This window comes from Paenarthrobacter sp. UW852 (assembly GCF_024608385.1).
In the GTDB taxonomy this organism is placed as follows: domain Bacteria; phylum Actinomycetota; class Actinomycetes; order Actinomycetales; family Micrococcaceae; genus Arthrobacter.
Window position 1 is genome coordinate 488,833 of the sequence record NZ_JAMSGY010000002.1, and the last position, 14,607, is coordinate 503,439.

The window sequence follows — 14,607 nt, forward strand, 5'->3', positions numbered from 1 at the left end:
GCGCTCAACAGGCCCCACAACGGGCGCACCCACATTGCGAGGCCCACTCTGCGCCGCAAAACAACCGAATAGCGCGCTCAACAGGCCCCACAACGGGCGCACCCACTTTGCGAGGCCCACTCTGCGCCAGAAATCCTCAGCAGGGCCCACAACGCCAGGGTTCCCTGGCCGAGCTTGCGAGGTTAGGGGGCGGTGGGGATGCTGAACAGGCCCCACAACGGGCGCACCCACATTGCGAGGCCCACTCTGCGCCTCAAAACACCCGAAAAGCGCGCACAAGAGGCCCCACAACGGGCGCTTAAAGTACGACGGCGGCCCGTCACCTTTCCATCCGGAAGGTGACGGGCCGCCGTCGTCAGTCAGTCGTGAAGGCTAGAGCGTGGCGAAAACTTCGCGCAGCAGCTTGGCGGTCTCGGACGGCGTCTTGCCGACCTTCACGCCAGCAGCTTCGAGGGCTTCCTTCTTTGCCTGGGCGGTGCCTGCAGAGCCGGAAACGATGGCGCCTGCGTGGCCCATGGTCTTGCCCTCAGGAGCCGTGAAGCCAGCCACGTAGCCGACAACCGGCTTGGTGACGTTGGCCTTGATGAAGTCGGCTGCGCGCTCTTCAGCGTCGCCGCCGATTTCACCGATCATGACGATTGCCTTGGTCTCGGGGTCAGCCTCGAACGCAGCCAGGGCGTCGATGTGCGTGGTGCCGATGATGGGGTCGCCACCGATGCCGATAGCGGTGGAGAAGCCGAGGTCGCGGAGTTCGTACATCATCTGGTAGGTCAAGGTACCGGACTTGGAGACCAGGCCGATGGGGCCCTTGCCCGTGATGTTCGCCGGGGTGATGCCAACCAGTGCTTCACCGGGGGTGATGATGCCGGGGCAGTTCGGTCCGATGATGCGGGTAACCTGCTTGCCGTCAGCGTCCACCTTGGACTGGGCCAGGGCCCAGAATTCGGCGGAGTCCTGGACCGGAACACCTTCGGTGATGACAACAACGAGGCCGATGCCGGCTTCGATGGCTTCAACCACTGCGTCCTTGGTGAATGCCGGCGGTACGAAGACGATGGAAACGTCCGCGCCGGTTTCAGCCATGGCTTCCTTGACGGTGCCGAAGACGTTGATTTCCTTGTCGCCGTGCAGGACCGTGGTGCCGGCCTTGCGGGCGTTGACGCCACCAACAATGTTGGTGCCGGCCTTGAGCATCAGTGCGGTGTGCTTGGTGCCCTCGCCGCCGGTGATGCCCTGAACGATGACCTTGGAGTCTTTGTTGAGGTAGATAGACATTCTCGGGTCCCTTACTTAGCTGCGTTGGCGAGCTCGGCGGCCTTGTCGGCGCCCTCGTCCATGGTGGCGGCCAGGGTAACCAGCGGGTGGTTGGCCTCGGTCAGGATGCGGCGGCCTTCCTCGACGTTGTTGCCGTCGAGGCGAACTACCAGCGGCTTGTTCGCGGAGGTACCGAGCTCGGCCAGTGCACCAACGATGCCCTTGGCAACAGCGTCACAAGCGGTGATGCCGCCGAAGACGTTCACGAACACGCTCTTGACCTGGGAGTCGCCCAGGATGACGTCCAGGCCATTGGCCATGACCTCGGCAGAAGCTCCACCGCCGATGTCCAGGAAGTTTGCCGGCTTCACGTTGCCGTGGTTTTCGCCTGCGTAAGCAACGACGTCCAGGGTGGACATCACAAGACCGGCGCCGTTGCCGATGATGCCTACTTCGCCGTCGAGCTTGACGTAGTTGAGGTCCTGCGCCTTTGCCTTGGCCTCCAGCGGGTCAGCTGCGTCCTTGTCTTCCAGCGTGGCGTGGTGCACGTGGCGGAAGCCAGCGTTCTCGTCCAAGGAGACCTTGCCGTCAAGGGCAACGATGTCGCCAGCGCCGGTACGGACCAACGGGTTGACCTCAACCAGGGTTGCGTCTTCCTTCTTGAAGACGTCCCAGAGCTTCAGAATGACATCGGCCACTTTGCCGCGCAGTTCTTCAGCGAAACCTGCTTCGGCGACGATTTCGTCGGCCTTTGCCTGGTCGATGCCTACAGCAGGGTCGATCGCGATCTTGGCAAGTGCCTCGGGACGCTCGACAGCAAGCTGCTCGATTTCCATGCCGCCCTCAACCGAGCACATGGCCAGGTAGTTGCGGTTGGCCCGGTCCAGGAGGACCGAGAAGTAGAATTCCTCGGCGATGTCAGCACCCTGCGCGATCATCACCTTGTTGACGGTGTGGCCCTTGATGTCCATGCCCAGGATGTTGGTGGCGTGCTCAAGCGCCTCTTCGGCAGTCTTGGCAACCTTGACGCCGCCAGCCTTGCCGCGGCCACCAACCTTAACCTGTGCCTTGACGACAGTTACGCCGCCGATCTTCTCGGCAGCTGCCTTTGCTTCTTCAGGAGTGTGCGCCACGATGCCGGCGAGCACGGGTACACCGTGCGCTTCGAACATATCGCGCGCCTGATATTCAAACAGGTCCACGGTTTAGTGTCCTTCTACGTCGAAGTAGTTTTCTGTTCAGCCGGGAACCGCGATGACCGCGATAGCCAGCTGCGGAGAGTACGCGGTCAACAACCGGATTGAAGCCGGTCACATTGCGTAAGGTCCTCTCGGAACTTTAGCCCTTTAGGGAGTCCCGCCAGCTACACACTACCCGTTAAGTGAGTAACCTTACACTTCTATCGGATGTAGAAAAACCGCATAAAGTAGCGGTTTTTGGGCTGGCTGGGGCCAGCTACGGCGTGTGTTTCAGGGTCCCGCGGACCGTTTTGCCGCCGTCGGAAATCAGCTGGTACCCATCCCTGGTTACGAAGAACGCCACGCCCCCGGAGACGTTTCCGCAGGCGACCCCGCTGTTGTAGGCCGAGCACCGAAGACCGTTGCGCTCGATATTTTGCCCGTCAGCCAGTTCGCGCAGCTTGGAAATGGGTCCGTTGCGGCTTCCTTTGGGACCGAACTCGGACTCCATTTGTGTTACGCCGGAACGGCACGCGCCATAGACCGCCTTGTCCGGGGACAGCAGCACTGTCCCGCCAAGGTAGCCCAGGCCGGTCCCGGCGCAGTCGTCGGCGATGTCCGCAACATCAGGCTTGCCGTATTTGGCCAACTCACAATGCACCACCGGGACTACGGCGAACTTGTTGTTCGCCGCGTCCGAGTAGGTATTGGGCTCATAGGGCAGGTTGAGGTGCCCGCCGCGGGAGGATGTCATGGCACAGACGATGTTCCGGTCAGCGGTGACGAAGGCGGTCACGTCCTCGCCCGCGGACAAGGTGGTCTGCTCTGTGACCGGGACCTGCTGGAGCTGCTCCAGCGGCGGCAACGGAGCCGGCGGAACGTAGTCCGGGTCCTTGGTGGCAAAGGAACAACCCGAGGCCAGAACCACCATCAAAGCGGCAAGAATCCCCCATACAGTCCGTCGCATGCCACCTATTATGCCGTGCAGGCCCTAGGCGTCGATTTTGGTCAGGGGCGCGTAACGCAACAGCAGGCGCTTCTCGCCGACGTCGAACTTCACCTTGGCAACCGTCTTGTCCCCTGCACCCTCAACACCGAGAACCACGCCATTGCCAAAGCTTGTGTGGTTGACCTTGTCCCCCACCACCACGGAAATGACTTCCTTCTGTGGCTGCACCCTGTTGCGTGCGACGGCGGCAGGGACGTCGGCGTCGAAACCTGCGGTGGGGCTGGCTGCGGCTCCCCGGGAAGTGCCCGCGCCCCAGAACGAACCACCGTAACGGTTGGAGCCGATAGGGGCGCTTCCCCAGCCACCGGCCTGGCGGCTCATGCCTTCACGCTTCCACTCCACCAGCTCGGAGGGAATTTCCTCGAGGAACTGGCTGGCAGGGTTGTACTGGCTCTGGCCCCACATGCTCCGGACCTCGGAGCGCGTGACGTAGAGCCGCTTGCGGGCACGCGTCAGTCCGACGTATGCCAGGCGCCGTTCTTCGGCCAGTTCCTTGGGATCGGTGGCCGAGCGCTGGTGCGGGAAGATCCCGTGTTCCATGCCTGTCAGGAACACCACCGGGAATTCCAGGCCTTTGGCCGTGTGCAATGTCATCAGTGTCACCACGCCCATGCGCTTGGCCTCTGCCACTGCGGCGTCGATGTCTGCGCCCGGGGCGTCCGGAATCTGGTCGGCATCGGCCACCAGGGAAACCTGTTCCAGGAACTCGCCGAGCGTGCCTTCGGGGTTGTCGCGTTCGTATTCACGGACCACGGCAACCAGCTCAGCAAGGTTTTCCACCCGTGACTCATCCTGGGGGTCGTTGCTGGCACGCAGGCCGGCGAGGTAACCGGTCTGTTCCAGCACCGCTTCCAGGGCTGCCGCAGCGCCCGAGCCCGAGGCAACTTCGGCGAGGTCATCCAGCAGTTTCACGAATCCGAGCACCGCGTTCACCGAGCGCGTGGCCATTCCCGGAGCTTGGTCCGCCCGGCGTGCGGCCGCCATGAAGGACGTCCGTTCCCGCTCCGCCAAAGCCGCAACAGCGCCCTCCGCACGGTCACCGATCCCCCGCTTGGGTTCGTTCAGTACGCGGCGGAGGTTGACGTCGTCGTCCGGGTTCACCAGGACGCGCAGGTAAGCCAGGGCGTCCTTGATTTCCTTGCGCTCATAGAAGCGCGTGCCGCCCACAACCTTGTACGGCAGGCCCACTCTGACCAGGACGTCTTCGATGGACCGTGACTGTGCGTTGGTCCGGTAGAAGATGGCGACGTCGCCCGGGCGCAGCCCGTCCTCGTCCTGCAGGCGGTCGATTTCCTTGGCTATGAACTGGGCTTCGTCGTGCTCGTTCTCGCCCACGTAGCCAACGATTTTTTCGCCGTCGCCCTCCGCAGTCCACAAGCGCTTCTCCTGGCGGTTGGGGTTGCGTGAGATCACCGAGTTGGCGGCGCTGAGGATGTTCTGGGTGGAGCGGTAGTTCTGTTCAAGCTTGATGGTCCGGGCGTTGGGGTAGTCGGCTTCGAATTCCACGATGTTGCGGATGTCGGCGCCACGGAAGGCGTAGATGGACTGATCGGAATCGCCCACGACCGTCAGTTCGCTCGGTTCAACCCCGCTATCGCTTCCCAGGCCCACAATCTCCCGGACCAGCGCGTACTGGGCGTGGTTGGTGTCCTGGTACTCGTCCACCAGGACGTGCCGGAAACGCCGCCGGTAGGACTCCGCGAGCGCCGGGAAGGCCCGGAACATGTAGACGGTCTCCGCGATGAGGTCATCGAAGTCCATGGCGTTGGCTTGGCGCAGCCTTTGGGCGTAACCCTTGAAGACCTCTGCCACGGCCTGCTCAAAGGGGTCGTTGTGGTTGGCCGAGGAAATGAAGGAGTCGGCGTCGATCAGCTCATTTTTCAGGGCCGAGATCTTGTGTTGGATGGCTTTTGGCGGGAACTTCTTGGGATCCAGGTCCAGGTTCTTGGACACCAGTGTGATCAGGCGCAGCGAATCCGCGGAGTCGTAGATGGAGAAGTTTGAGTTGAGGCCGACATTCGCAGCTTCCCTGCGCAGGATGCGGACACAGGATGAGTGGAACGTGGAGATCCACATGGCCTTGGCACGGGCACCTACCAATGCCTCGATGCGTTCCCGCATTTCTGCTGCGGCTTTGTTGGTGAACGTGATGGCCAGGATCTCGCCGTGGTGGGCGCGCTTAGTGGCGATGAGGTAGGCGATGCGGTTACTCAGGACGCGGGTCTTGCCCGAACCGGCGCCGGCGACGATCAGCAAGGGGCTCCCGGCGTGCTTGACCGCTTCTTCCTGCTGCGGGTTCAACCCTTGAAGGAGCGCATCCGCGGACGGCAGGCCGGACGCACCGTTGTTGCTCCACCCTCCCGAGGCAAGCCCGTCGGAAGGGCCCGATGAGCCGCCGTTGCCCTCCTGCAGTCGGGCGCCACCCAGGCCTCCACCGGAGCCGGAGAGCTCCGGGGCAGCCTTGACTGCGGCTTTGGTGCCTGCTTTGAAGGGTCCGTCTGCGTAGGGGTCGAACAACATATCCATGGTGCCTACCAGTCTAGGCGGTGCCCCTGACAGTCAGCGGCGCGTTGTCCACAGGCCCCGGTTACATGCCTTTCCCTGCACTAGTGGTTTGGGTCCTCCACCAGCCAGCCTCCTGCAACCAGCCTGTCCCTGAGTGCGAGCCTGGTCAGTGGTTCGGGACCGTCCTGGAACTTGCGTCGCACCGAAGCCAGGTGCTTCTTCACCCCATCGACGGAGATCCCCAGGACGTTGGCCGTCTCGGCAAGGGTTCCCGCGGTTCCGCCCAGATAGAGGGACACCACCTGGTGTTCCCGGGCCGACAACACCGGCCCGGACCGTTCGGAATCCAGTGCCGCCGCGACTTCCGCCGTAATGTAAGGCTCTCCCAGCGCTGCGTTGCGGATCGCACTTTCCACCACCCCGGCCGCCACGGTCTTGGGAATGTACGCCAGGGCGCCCGCCGCTATGGCCTGCCTCATGACAGCTGGATCCAGGACTGAGCTGCAGACCACCACTTGGGGTCCGGCGGACAGGATTGCCTGGATTTTTGCGCGCAGCGGCACATGGTCGCCCAGCAGGACGTCCAGGACCACGACATCCGAGAGGGCTCCGATGTGGGCGGCAGCTTCGGCCCAGGAAGCGAACTTTCCCACAACCCGGATCCCTGGGGCATTGGCTTGGATCCACTGGGCGAGGCCCTCCCGCAGGACCGCGTGGTCTTCGACGATGTCCACTTCGATGGTGGGTCGGGATAGTGGGTAGCGCAGCATTTCAGACCTCCCCACATATGATTCTGCCTAGGTCGTCACCATATTAGGTGACACGTTTCGGGGGAGACATTCATGGGGGCATGGATCGACCGACCGGTGGCCAGCCGGGAGGCTCTGGGTAGTTCGGATTTATTGGCCCGCGGCGGGGCCGTGGTCAGCTTCGTTTTCGTCGCGGCCGCATGGATCTACGCCGGGCCGGTCAGCGACGGGCCCGCTTGGCGAAGCCCCGCCACCACCGCTGTTGTGGTTGTCCTCGTCGCCTGCCTTGCTGCGATGCTCCGCACCGATGCGTGGCCCGTCCGGCTTGTCACCGTCCTGGCCCTGATCACTTTGTCCGAGCTTCTGACCGGGGTCACGTTCCGGCAGGACTCCGACTCCCTGCTCCTGGCACATTCGGTTCTTCTGGCTACAAGCTCTGTCCTGGTCCTGGCGTTACGGAACACGTGGCGCTCCGTTCTGTTTACCGCGTTCCTCGGTCTGTTGGTATTCGGGCACACCTACGCTGTGTCCGTGATCCACCGCTTGGGCCCCACCACCGCGTTGACGGTCCTGGGCGCCTGGTTCGTCATGCTCGTCATCCGCCATTCAGCACCAAAGGCAGTGGCCATCCACTGCGATGACCAGGCGATCCGGCAGGAATCCGCCACCGCCCAGGCCCAGGCACGGGATGCGGCCGACGCCGCCATGGCCCAGGCCAGGCTCCTCCACGACACGACCCTGAGGACGCTGACAGTGCTCGCCCGCGGCGGGGCCGGGGCCGATCCTGACGAGTTACGTGCCCTGCTGGCCTCCGCCACGCACGACGCCGGCGGGCCGGTTACCGGGCCAACCCCACCTAACGCCGCAGTCGCCCCAGCAGTGCGGGGCGACGGCGGGCCGCGCACCCAGGCGGGGATGGCCGTCGTCGAACCTTCCGGGGTTCCCGAACTGGCCGAGGTGCTGAGGGACCGGGCCGCCCGCCAAAGCGGCAAGCTTTTCACGGTCGAGGTCTATGGCGAGGCCGGCGCGTTGCCGGAGAACCTGCAGAGCGCTCTCGTTGACGCGGCAGAAGAGTGCATGGTCAACGCTGCCCGGCATGCCGGCACCGACCACGTCGATGTCCTCGTCTCCCGGTCGGGCTCAGCGGTTTCGGTGCTGATCAGCGACGCGGGCTCCGGCTTCAACGCAGACGCTGTGCCAGCGGAGCACTTCGGCCTACGGCAATCAGTGGTGCAGCGCATGAACGATGTGGGCGGCCACGCCAGGGTGTTGTCCGCCGCCGGCCGCGGCACCACCGTGGTCCTGGACGTGGACGCACCATGAAACGCGGACCCGGCATGAAGGCGGAACATCCGTACATTTCGGGCAAAGCCGGTCCCTTGTTCCTGTCCCGCAGCATCCTCTTGGCCGGGACCCTGACCGTTTGGTCGATCTCCTTTGTCACCTCCGCCAACTCCCTGGACGGAAGCGACCGGGACATCATGAGACTGGGCGCACAAGCCTTCGACCTGCTGGGATTCACTCTTGCGATGTTCGCTTCGGATCCAAAGACCAGGGCGTCGCGTTTGCCCTGGCTGCGCTTGGGCTGGCTCGGCACGTCCATCGCCTCCGGACTTGCCACGGCGAGTACGGTCACCGCGGACTCCGGCTACGCCGCGTTGGCGTTCAACGTCCTCATGGGGGCGGCCCTGGTTTTTCTGTTGAGCATGCGGTGGGACCTGATGGGTTTCCTGGTCCTGGTGGGAGTCAACGCGGTCCTCAGCGCCGTCTATTACGCTACGACGCCCCGTTTTGGGTCCGGTGAAGGGCTCCTCATCTTCTTCATCACCCTCATTCCGGGCCTTCTGGGAGCCTTGGCGGTCATCAGTATCCAAAGTCGTATGGAACTGGCCGCGTCCCGGCAAGGCGACGCATTACCCGCTCCGCAGGAACCACCCGCTGATCCAATCGTCGACTCGCCGTCCGATGTGTTCTCGCCGTCCGATCTGCTGGCACAGACGCACCACCAAATCCAGGAGCTGTTCGCCAAGGTGGCCAGGAACCAACAGCTTGCCCTGGATCCAAAAGTGGCCGAAGAAGCGCAGGCTTTGGCCTCACAACTCAGGGGGCAGTTGATGCTGCTGCAATCGGGCACGTGGCTCGTCGCCGCGTTGCGCCTGGCCCGGATGGAATCCACGGTGGCTGTGGCGGCCCAGCCGGACCTGGCGGAGCGCATCCCCCAAGCGAAGCGTTCGGCGGTCCTGGCAGTGACCATGCTCCTGGCTACCCCGGTCGGGAGCGTCGACGGCAGTGTCACCCCGGTCGGGAGCGTCGACGGCAGTGTCACCCCGGTCGGGGGTGCGGACGGCGATCGTAAGCTCCAGGTCTTTCTTGAACCCGACGTGGAAGACTGCATCCTCATCACGTGGAGGGTGCGCAACCTCAATCCCAGCCGCTGCACCCCGGCCCTGTGGAGCGAATTGGAAACCCTGGGAGACACCCGAGTCCAAAGGGATCCTGGCGGTGCCAGCATCCTTGTCCATATGAAAGCGCCCCGGCAATGGTGACCCGGGTGCTGGTGGTGGACCGCCACCAATTGATGATCGACACACTGGATGCCTGGCTCCGTTGCAACGCGCCGGACCTGGTGATCAAGGCAACTTCCACCGCCCTTCTGCCCAGCGAGCAGGGCAGTGGCTGGGCCGCGGAAGAGATCGAGGTTGCTGTGCTGGGCACCTTGGACAGCCAGGAGGACCTGCTACCGGCCGTGCGCCATTTGGTACGGGCGGGCCTTCGCGTCGTCGTCCTTGCCGCTGTGCTGGACGGATGGGACGCGGGGGCGGCCTGTACCGCTGGGGCCCTTGGGTATGTCCCAAAGGCCGCGGGGCCCCAGCATATAGAGCACGCCATCCGTGCCGTGGCCGCCGGGAAGCTTTATGTGCCCCCGGAAGTCGCGGCGGTCATGGTGGACACGGCACCGGAACGGATCAAGCTGTCGCTTCGTGAACAACGCCTCGCCGAACTCTACCTGGGCAGCGACGCCTTGCCTGTGCGTGGGGTGGCTGATGCCATGGGCATCAGCGAACAAACCGTCAAGGCCCACCTGCATCGGATCAGGCAGCGGTATGCGGCCGCCGGGATCAGGCTCAGCAACGTGATCAGCCTGCGGAATCAGCTAAGCGCTGACGGCTGGATCACGTAATCCGGGCGTGGCCTGGGAAGCCGTTTGCTGCTGTCCCCGCTCCGGCCCGGATGCGAGGATGCTGATCAGTGCAACCAGCAACGGGACACACAAAGCCGCGTGGAAACCTGAGAGCAGTAGCTGCCGATAGATCTCGGGCTGCCCGGACCACAGCACCACCACCCAGAACTGCAGCCACCCTGCCACGACCACCACCACCGCCAGGCGTCCTACGGCGGCCTTCTTGCGGAAGGCCACGGCGAGTCCAAGGAGCAGCGTCAGCAGCTGCATTGCCACCAAAGCAACGGGCGCCGCCTTCAGTGCCGTCAACAGGCCCAAGACAACCGGGAAGCGGTGGTCCTTCGCGAACGGCTCGTGGCCCTGTCCCTCCATGAACGAACCGACGTAGCCCAGTTCAGGCGTCAGCATGGCGGTAATCCCGCGTTCGCCCATCCCAATCAGCCGTTCAGGGTGGATGAGGTAGAAACCTGCAAGTTTGCCGGCGCCCATCTCTTCCTGGAACTCGTGGAATTTCGGGTTCAAGGCAGCCGACCTCGGTGACGCGACGGTAGTGCCACTCGCAGCAACAAATCCCTGATCGAGCCCCAACCAGGTCAGGTCCTCCTCCGGGGTGGGGCTGTGCGGTAGCAGTTCAGCAAAAACCGCGTTGTAGAGGTTCAGCTCGGCGGTGCGCTTCGGTTGCACGGCCATGAAAGCCACCGCGAAAGCCGCAATGACCGCTATCGCCACCACCGGCAGGGCAAACCGATGCCAAGTGCCGCCTTCCGGTGCCCGGCGGCTTGCGCGTCGAGCGGTCCGCTGCGGCAACCACAGCAAGGCCAGGACCAGCACTGGCAGCCACGACACCATCTCGGGCTTGGCCGCGATGGTGAAGATGCCAGCACCTGCCACCGGCAGGATGGTCACCCAGCGGCTCCGGGTCCCGTTCCAGTAGTTCAAGAGGGCCACCAACAAACCCAGCGTTCCCAGGAAGGCTGCGGGCTCCGGGTAGGGAGAGATGAAAAAATCAGCGAAGACGCCATCCGCCATTACCGCAGTCACCAAAGCGGCGATGAGGATCCGGAAGCTCGCACGGCCCGGGAGCACAACAACGAGCCCGGCGATCAAAAAGCCGAAAACCAGGCAGCAGATGATGCCCACTGCGCGCATATCCAGCCCCTCACCCCAGCCAAAGAGCGGGGTAACCAGCTTCCCCAGCCACAGGAAGGCAAGCTGGGACGAGTACACCGGCTCACCGGATCCGGCAGCACCGCACGCCTCACCCACCAGCGGGTGGGGTGTCCAGCTGGGGTAAATGAACCGCGTGAAATCGGCGTAGTCCCAAGGCCGGACGTTACTGACGCCCAGCGAGCAGACCAAGCCGTTGCCATCGCCCTGGTCGGCCACACCCACCGGGCCCGGCACAAACAACCGCACCAGCATCGCCAGGGCGGACACCAAGCCAGCAACGATGGCCGGGGTACGGACCCCGCCCAGTGACAACTCTCCGGGACCGAACGTCCGTGCGAGGAACCTCCCTGCCAGACGCAGGGCACCCTGCCGTGGGCCCACGCCGGACCGCACGGGAACAGGAGCGAACTCCCCAGCGTCCTCGATCGTGGCTGATTTCCCAACCGTCGTCTCAACCATTCGCGGCCTCCGCACTCACAGAGCCGGCACCAGGGGCAAGGGTCCCGGTCCAGGGCTCCGGCCCCGATCCCTGCAACGGTGCCACGCCACAGCGGACAGCCCGGGCCCCGCCGTCGATCCTGACTATCGGCCGGACTTCCACATCCGCCGGCAGAACATGCACCTTCAGGAAGTCGAGCACAAAGGGAAGGCAGCGTTCCTGCTGCGCCGCCAAAGGCACCAGCGAAGCGTCCTGCCCGAACCAAGCACTGACATCCTCGGTAGTGTGCGGCTCGGAACAGGGGGTGTCAGTGCCTTCGGAACCCAGCACGCCGTCTGTGATCTCCTGGGTGTAGCAAAGCCGGATCGGGGCGGATTCCGGCCTCGCCAGGGCGTCCTTGAGATCGGCCCTGGTCTCCCTGGGCGCCAGGTCAGCCCTGGTGGTCAGGACGTCGCAGCGGACAGTCCGGCTCCCGGCCGACCAGGCGGCGCGGGTGGGATAGTACCCGGTGATGGCCATGCCGGTGGTGGCGTCGCGCTCGGCGCCACCCAGGTACTTGCGCAGTTCCGTAGCCGGGCATAAACGGGCAGTGAGGTTTTGGAGTTGCTCGTGGAGCGGACGCTCCGCTTGCCCGGACAGCGGCTGAGGCACCGTAGCCACCAGGAATGTCTGGGTGGTGTGCGGCTCGGAACAGGCAACCGCCGGACCCGTATGGCTGCTGGCACCATACTCTTCCGGTGTTGAAATGAGGTAGCACTGGCCCACGCGGACTGCGTTGTCCCCGGAGACCGCACCAACCTCCGCATCGGTAGCGGGACCGGCACCGCAGCCGGTCAGGATCAAAGCCGCAGCGATGGCGAGCGCCGGGAGCACGGCCGGCAGTTCAGGACGCACGCCGGCCCCTCCGCTTGGCAACGGATCGGTCCTTGCGGACGACGGCGGCGCGCACCAGGACGATGATGGCGGCCACGAAGCCGAAGATCACCACGAACGAACCCAGGAAGTGGTGCATGAGGTCAAAGCCCTGCTGTCCCCAGCTCTGTTGGGCTGCGGCGATCATGAAATACCGGGTTGCGTTGCTCAGGCAGACGATAGCCAGGGCGATCAGGGTGGCAGGCATGAGCCGCGACACAGGAATCCGCCCCATCAGGAACAGGACCCCCGCCAACGCGGCGATAGGAGTGAGGAGGACCGCGCTGGAGCACAGTCCGGTGACCATGAGGGCGTAGGGCTGGCCTGCCCCCACGTTGTGGAAGATGATGTCGTCCACGCTGTAGGACGCCCCGCCCAGGATCCCATCGAAAACCGCAGCCATCAGCCATGCTTCCGCTGCCCTGATGTGTTCCTGCTGCAGCATGGCCACCGTGGCGGCGGCCAGGAACAGCAACCCGAGCACACCTCCGCCACGGGCCTTCTGCACGGGGATGGCCCGCGGCCCCCGGGGAACGTTGATGTCGCTGAGGTTGGCGCTCGCAGCCACTAGGCTTCCTTCGCTAGTAGTTTGACGTCGGCTTCATGGTTGCGGCGTGTTTTCGCCCACCCTTGGCGGCCGGTGATGAGGCGGTACGTGGCCCTCAGCACGGTGACGTAGTTCTGGTACATGTAAAGCCAATAGCCAAGGCCCCACGCGATACCGGTCATGAAGTTCTTCTCCGGAGCGACGTGCCGCCTGTACACGAGCCCCCAGAGGGCGAAAGGCAGGACGCCCGTCGCGATGATCAAGGGAATGATGAACCACGCTGCCGAGATCCACGCAACAAAGCTGCCCATGGTCAGGGCGCCCTGCGCCACCATGGTGATGAACAGCGTGGGCCAGAGCACCAGCCCGATGATCTGGATGAAGGGCTGAATGAGGAAGTAGCTGGATTCGATGGCGCCAACGTTGCTGAAGTACGGCGACTCGAAGATCCGTTTCAGGTAGGTGCTGCACTGCATGCCGCCGTGGCACCAGCGCGTCCGTTGCGTCAGGAGCCGGCGCAGGTCCGGCAGCGCTTCCTGGGCAACGTGGGTGTCATGCATGTAGACCGTCTTATAGCCGCCCAGCATGATGTGGATGGCCAGTTCGTAGTCCTCCAGCAATGCCCCGTGCCACGGTTGGCCCGAGGTCCTGGCGATCGCGTCGAGAGCAGACAGCCGGGTGAATTGGCCGTTGCCACCCAGGCCAACCGTCAGCGTGTGCCGCCTCAGGGACTGCATCGCCGCGATGGTGGTCCTGAATTCCATGTCCTGCATCAGGACCAGGTAGCGGCCAAACGTGCGCCTGATCCGTTCCCGGCCTGCGCCGCCCTGAAGATCGGGATCGTCCAGGTTGGACATCCAGACCGCTGTCTGTGCGGCACCTACTTCGGGGTCGCCGAAGGCGAGCGGACCGGCCGCCTGCCGGAAGGCGTTGTCAGCAAGGTGGCCATCGGCGTCGACCACCAGGACTATCACCGAAGAACGGTCGACGCCGGCGGGCAGCCAGGAATCCAAGGTGCGGTATGCGGCGTTGAGGGCGTCGCCCTTGCCGGTGCGGGCAAGCGGACGCCGGCGGCGGACCAGGTGGATCATGTCGTCGTGGCGGGAGGCCGCGCTGACGAGTTCCGCGGTCGCGTCGTCGCTGTCGTCGTCGACAACCCAGACGTGGGCTTGCGGGAATTGCGCCCTGAGCAGTTCAAGGGTCTTGCCGATCACCACTTCCTCGTCACGGCAAGGAATGAAGACGTGCCAGGAGAAGGTGCCGGGATCGCCTTCGGGATCAGGCTTTCGCCGCAGGAACGGGACCAGGATCACCAGGATGTACGACAGAAAAACCACCAGCAGCACAAAAGCCAATGCTTGGGCGGATTCGAGTACCGACATGAATTTCCGATGCTTAGGGCTTGGCCGATCGGCCAGGATGGGAGGACAGGGTGGCGGGACGGCCCTTGCAGGAGCCGTCCCGCCGGTAGTGCTACGGGTTGGGGCCCGTATCCCGCTTCGCAGCCTTGAGCCTGCTGTTACGCAGGACCACGAAGCCGGTAATCAGCAGTGCGACACCCACCAGGATGACCCAGCCGAGGGTTGGGGCGCCGGTAGCAGCGAGGGCGGTGCCCCCGGCTGCCGTGCCGCCTGCAGTCCAGTTATGGCCGTACATAAGGCGT

Annotated in this window: 13 protein-coding genes; 3 read left to right on the forward strand and 10 right to left on the reverse strand. The window is 64.3% G+C overall.

Annotated elements, in window-relative coordinates:
• Positions 1–372: 372 nt before the first annotated feature.
• The 5 genes from sucD to NEK97_RS05405 all read right to left on the reverse strand — a co-directional run bounded on the left by sucD (position 373) and on the right by NEK97_RS05405 (position 6,716).
• Positions 373–1,275 carry a succinate--CoA ligase subunit alpha gene (gene sucD, locus NEK97_RS05385; RefSeq protein WP_235519026.1) on the reverse strand — a complete coding sequence of 301 codons (903 nt, stop codon included), beginning with the start codon at positions 1,273–1,275 and terminating at the stop codon, positions 373–375.
• 11 nt (positions 1,276–1,286) lie between these two features.
• The gene (gene sucC / locus NEK97_RS05390) at positions 1,287–2,456 is read right to left on the reverse strand and encodes an ADP-forming succinate--CoA ligase subunit beta (protein ID WP_257368882.1); all 1,170 of its coding nucleotides are present in this window, start codon (positions 2,454–2,456) and stop codon (positions 1,287–1,289) included.
• A 253-nt stretch (positions 2,457–2,709) separates the two neighbouring features.
• Positions 2,710–3,399, reverse strand: coding sequence for a hypothetical protein (locus NEK97_RS05395; protein ID WP_257368883.1), 690 nt, complete (start codon positions 3,397–3,399; stop codon positions 2,710–2,712).
• Between the two features lie 24 nt (positions 3,400–3,423).
• Positions 3,424–5,967 carry a DNA helicase PcrA gene (gene pcrA, locus NEK97_RS05400; RefSeq protein WP_257368884.1) on the reverse strand — a complete coding sequence of 848 codons (2,544 nt, stop codon included), beginning with the start codon at positions 5,965–5,967 and terminating at the stop codon, positions 3,424–3,426.
• A gap of 80 nt (positions 5,968–6,047) precedes the next feature.
• Complete coding sequence (locus NEK97_RS05405; RefSeq protein ID WP_257368885.1) at positions 6,048–6,716, reverse strand: response regulator transcription factor; 669 nt, start codon at positions 6,714–6,716, stop codon at positions 6,048–6,050.
• Positions 6,717–6,788: 72 nt separating this feature from the next.
• On the opposite strand from NEK97_RS05405, the gene NEK97_RS05410 reads away from it, so the two are divergent.
• Genes NEK97_RS05410 through NEK97_RS05420 form a run of 3 tightly spaced genes read left to right on the forward strand, consistent with a single transcriptional unit; the run spans position 6,789 to position 9,876 of the window.
• The gene (locus NEK97_RS05410; RefSeq protein WP_257368886.1) at positions 6,789–8,018 is read left to right on the forward strand and encodes a sensor histidine kinase; all 1,230 of its coding nucleotides are present in this window, start codon (positions 6,789–6,791) and stop codon (positions 8,016–8,018) included.
• A complete protein-coding gene (locus NEK97_RS05415; RefSeq protein WP_257368887.1) occupies positions 8,015–9,241 on the forward strand; it encodes a hypothetical protein in 1,227 nt (408 codons plus the stop codon). The genes NEK97_RS05410 and NEK97_RS05415 overlap by 4 nt, the downstream gene beginning before the upstream one ends.
• Positions 9,235–9,876, forward strand: coding sequence for a response regulator transcription factor (locus NEK97_RS05420; protein WP_257368888.1), 642 nt, complete (start codon positions 9,235–9,237; stop codon positions 9,874–9,876). The genes NEK97_RS05415 and NEK97_RS05420 overlap by 7 nt, the downstream gene beginning before the upstream one ends.
• On the opposite strand, the gene NEK97_RS05425 is transcribed toward NEK97_RS05420, so the two are convergent.
• The 5 genes from NEK97_RS05425 to NEK97_RS05445 form a co-directional block, all read right to left on the reverse strand.
• Entirely contained in the window at positions 9,850–11,505 is a 1,656-nt protein-coding gene (locus NEK97_RS05425; protein WP_257368889.1) for a hypothetical protein, read from the reverse strand. The genes NEK97_RS05420 and NEK97_RS05425 overlap by 27 nt on opposite strands.
• The gene (locus NEK97_RS05430; protein ID WP_257368890.1) at positions 11,498–12,379 is read right to left on the reverse strand and encodes a septum formation family protein; all 882 of its coding nucleotides are present in this window, start codon (positions 12,377–12,379) and stop codon (positions 11,498–11,500) included. Before NEK97_RS05430 ends, NEK97_RS05425 begins: the two co-directional genes overlap by 8 nt.
• Positions 12,369–12,965: an exosortase S gene (gene xrtS, locus NEK97_RS05435; protein ID WP_257368891.1), complete on the reverse strand. Its 597-nt coding sequence runs from the start codon at positions 12,963–12,965 to the stop codon at positions 12,369–12,371. The genes NEK97_RS05430 and xrtS overlap by 11 nt, the downstream gene beginning before the upstream one ends.
• On the reverse strand, positions 12,965–14,326 hold the full coding sequence (locus tag NEK97_RS05440) for a glycosyltransferase family 2 protein (RefSeq protein WP_257368892.1): 1,362 nt from the start codon (positions 14,324–14,326) through the stop codon (positions 12,965–12,967). Before NEK97_RS05440 ends, xrtS begins: the two co-directional genes overlap by 1 nt.
• A 91-nt stretch (positions 14,327–14,417) precedes the next feature.
• Positions 14,418–14,600 carry a hypothetical protein gene (locus NEK97_RS05445; RefSeq protein ID WP_235518994.1) on the reverse strand — a complete coding sequence of 61 codons (183 nt, stop codon included), beginning with the start codon at positions 14,598–14,600 and terminating at the stop codon, positions 14,418–14,420.
• Between the last annotated feature and the right edge of the window lie 7 nt (positions 14,601–14,607).

Coding starts and splice junctions, on each gene's coding strand:
- sucD (WP_235519026.1), bottom strand. CDS start 1,275: ATGTCTATCTACCTCAACAAAGACTCCAAGGTCATCGTTCAGGGCATC.
- NEK97_RS05395 (WP_257368883.1), bottom strand. CDS start 3,399: ATGCGACGGACTGTATGGGGGATTCTTGCCGCTTTGATGGTGGTTCTG.
- pcrA (WP_257368884.1), bottom strand. CDS start 5,967: ATGGATATGTTGTTCGACCCCTACGCAGACGGACCCTTCAAAGCAGGC.
- NEK97_RS05405 (WP_257368885.1), bottom strand. CDS start 6,716: ATGCTGCGCTACCCACTATCCCGACCCACCATCGAAGTGGACATCGTC.
- NEK97_RS05410 (WP_257368886.1), top strand. CDS start 6,789: ATGGGGGCATGGATCGACCGACCGGTGGCCAGCCGGGAGGCTCTGGGT.
- NEK97_RS05415 (WP_257368887.1), top strand. CDS start 8,015: ATGAAACGCGGACCCGGCATGAAGGCGGAACATCCGTACATTTCGGGC.
- NEK97_RS05420 (WP_257368888.1), top strand. CDS start 9,235: ATGGTGACCCGGGTGCTGGTGGTGGACCGCCACCAATTGATGATCGAC.
- NEK97_RS05425 (WP_257368889.1), bottom strand. CDS start 11,505: ATGGTTGAGACGACGGTTGGGAAATCAGCCACGATCGAGGACGCTGGG.
- NEK97_RS05440 (WP_257368892.1), bottom strand. CDS start 14,326: ATGTCGGTACTCGAATCCGCCCAAGCATTGGCTTTTGTGCTGCTGGTG.
- NEK97_RS05445 (WP_235518994.1), bottom strand. CDS start 14,600: ATGTACGGCCATAACTGGACTGCAGGCGGCACGGCAGCCGGGGGCACC.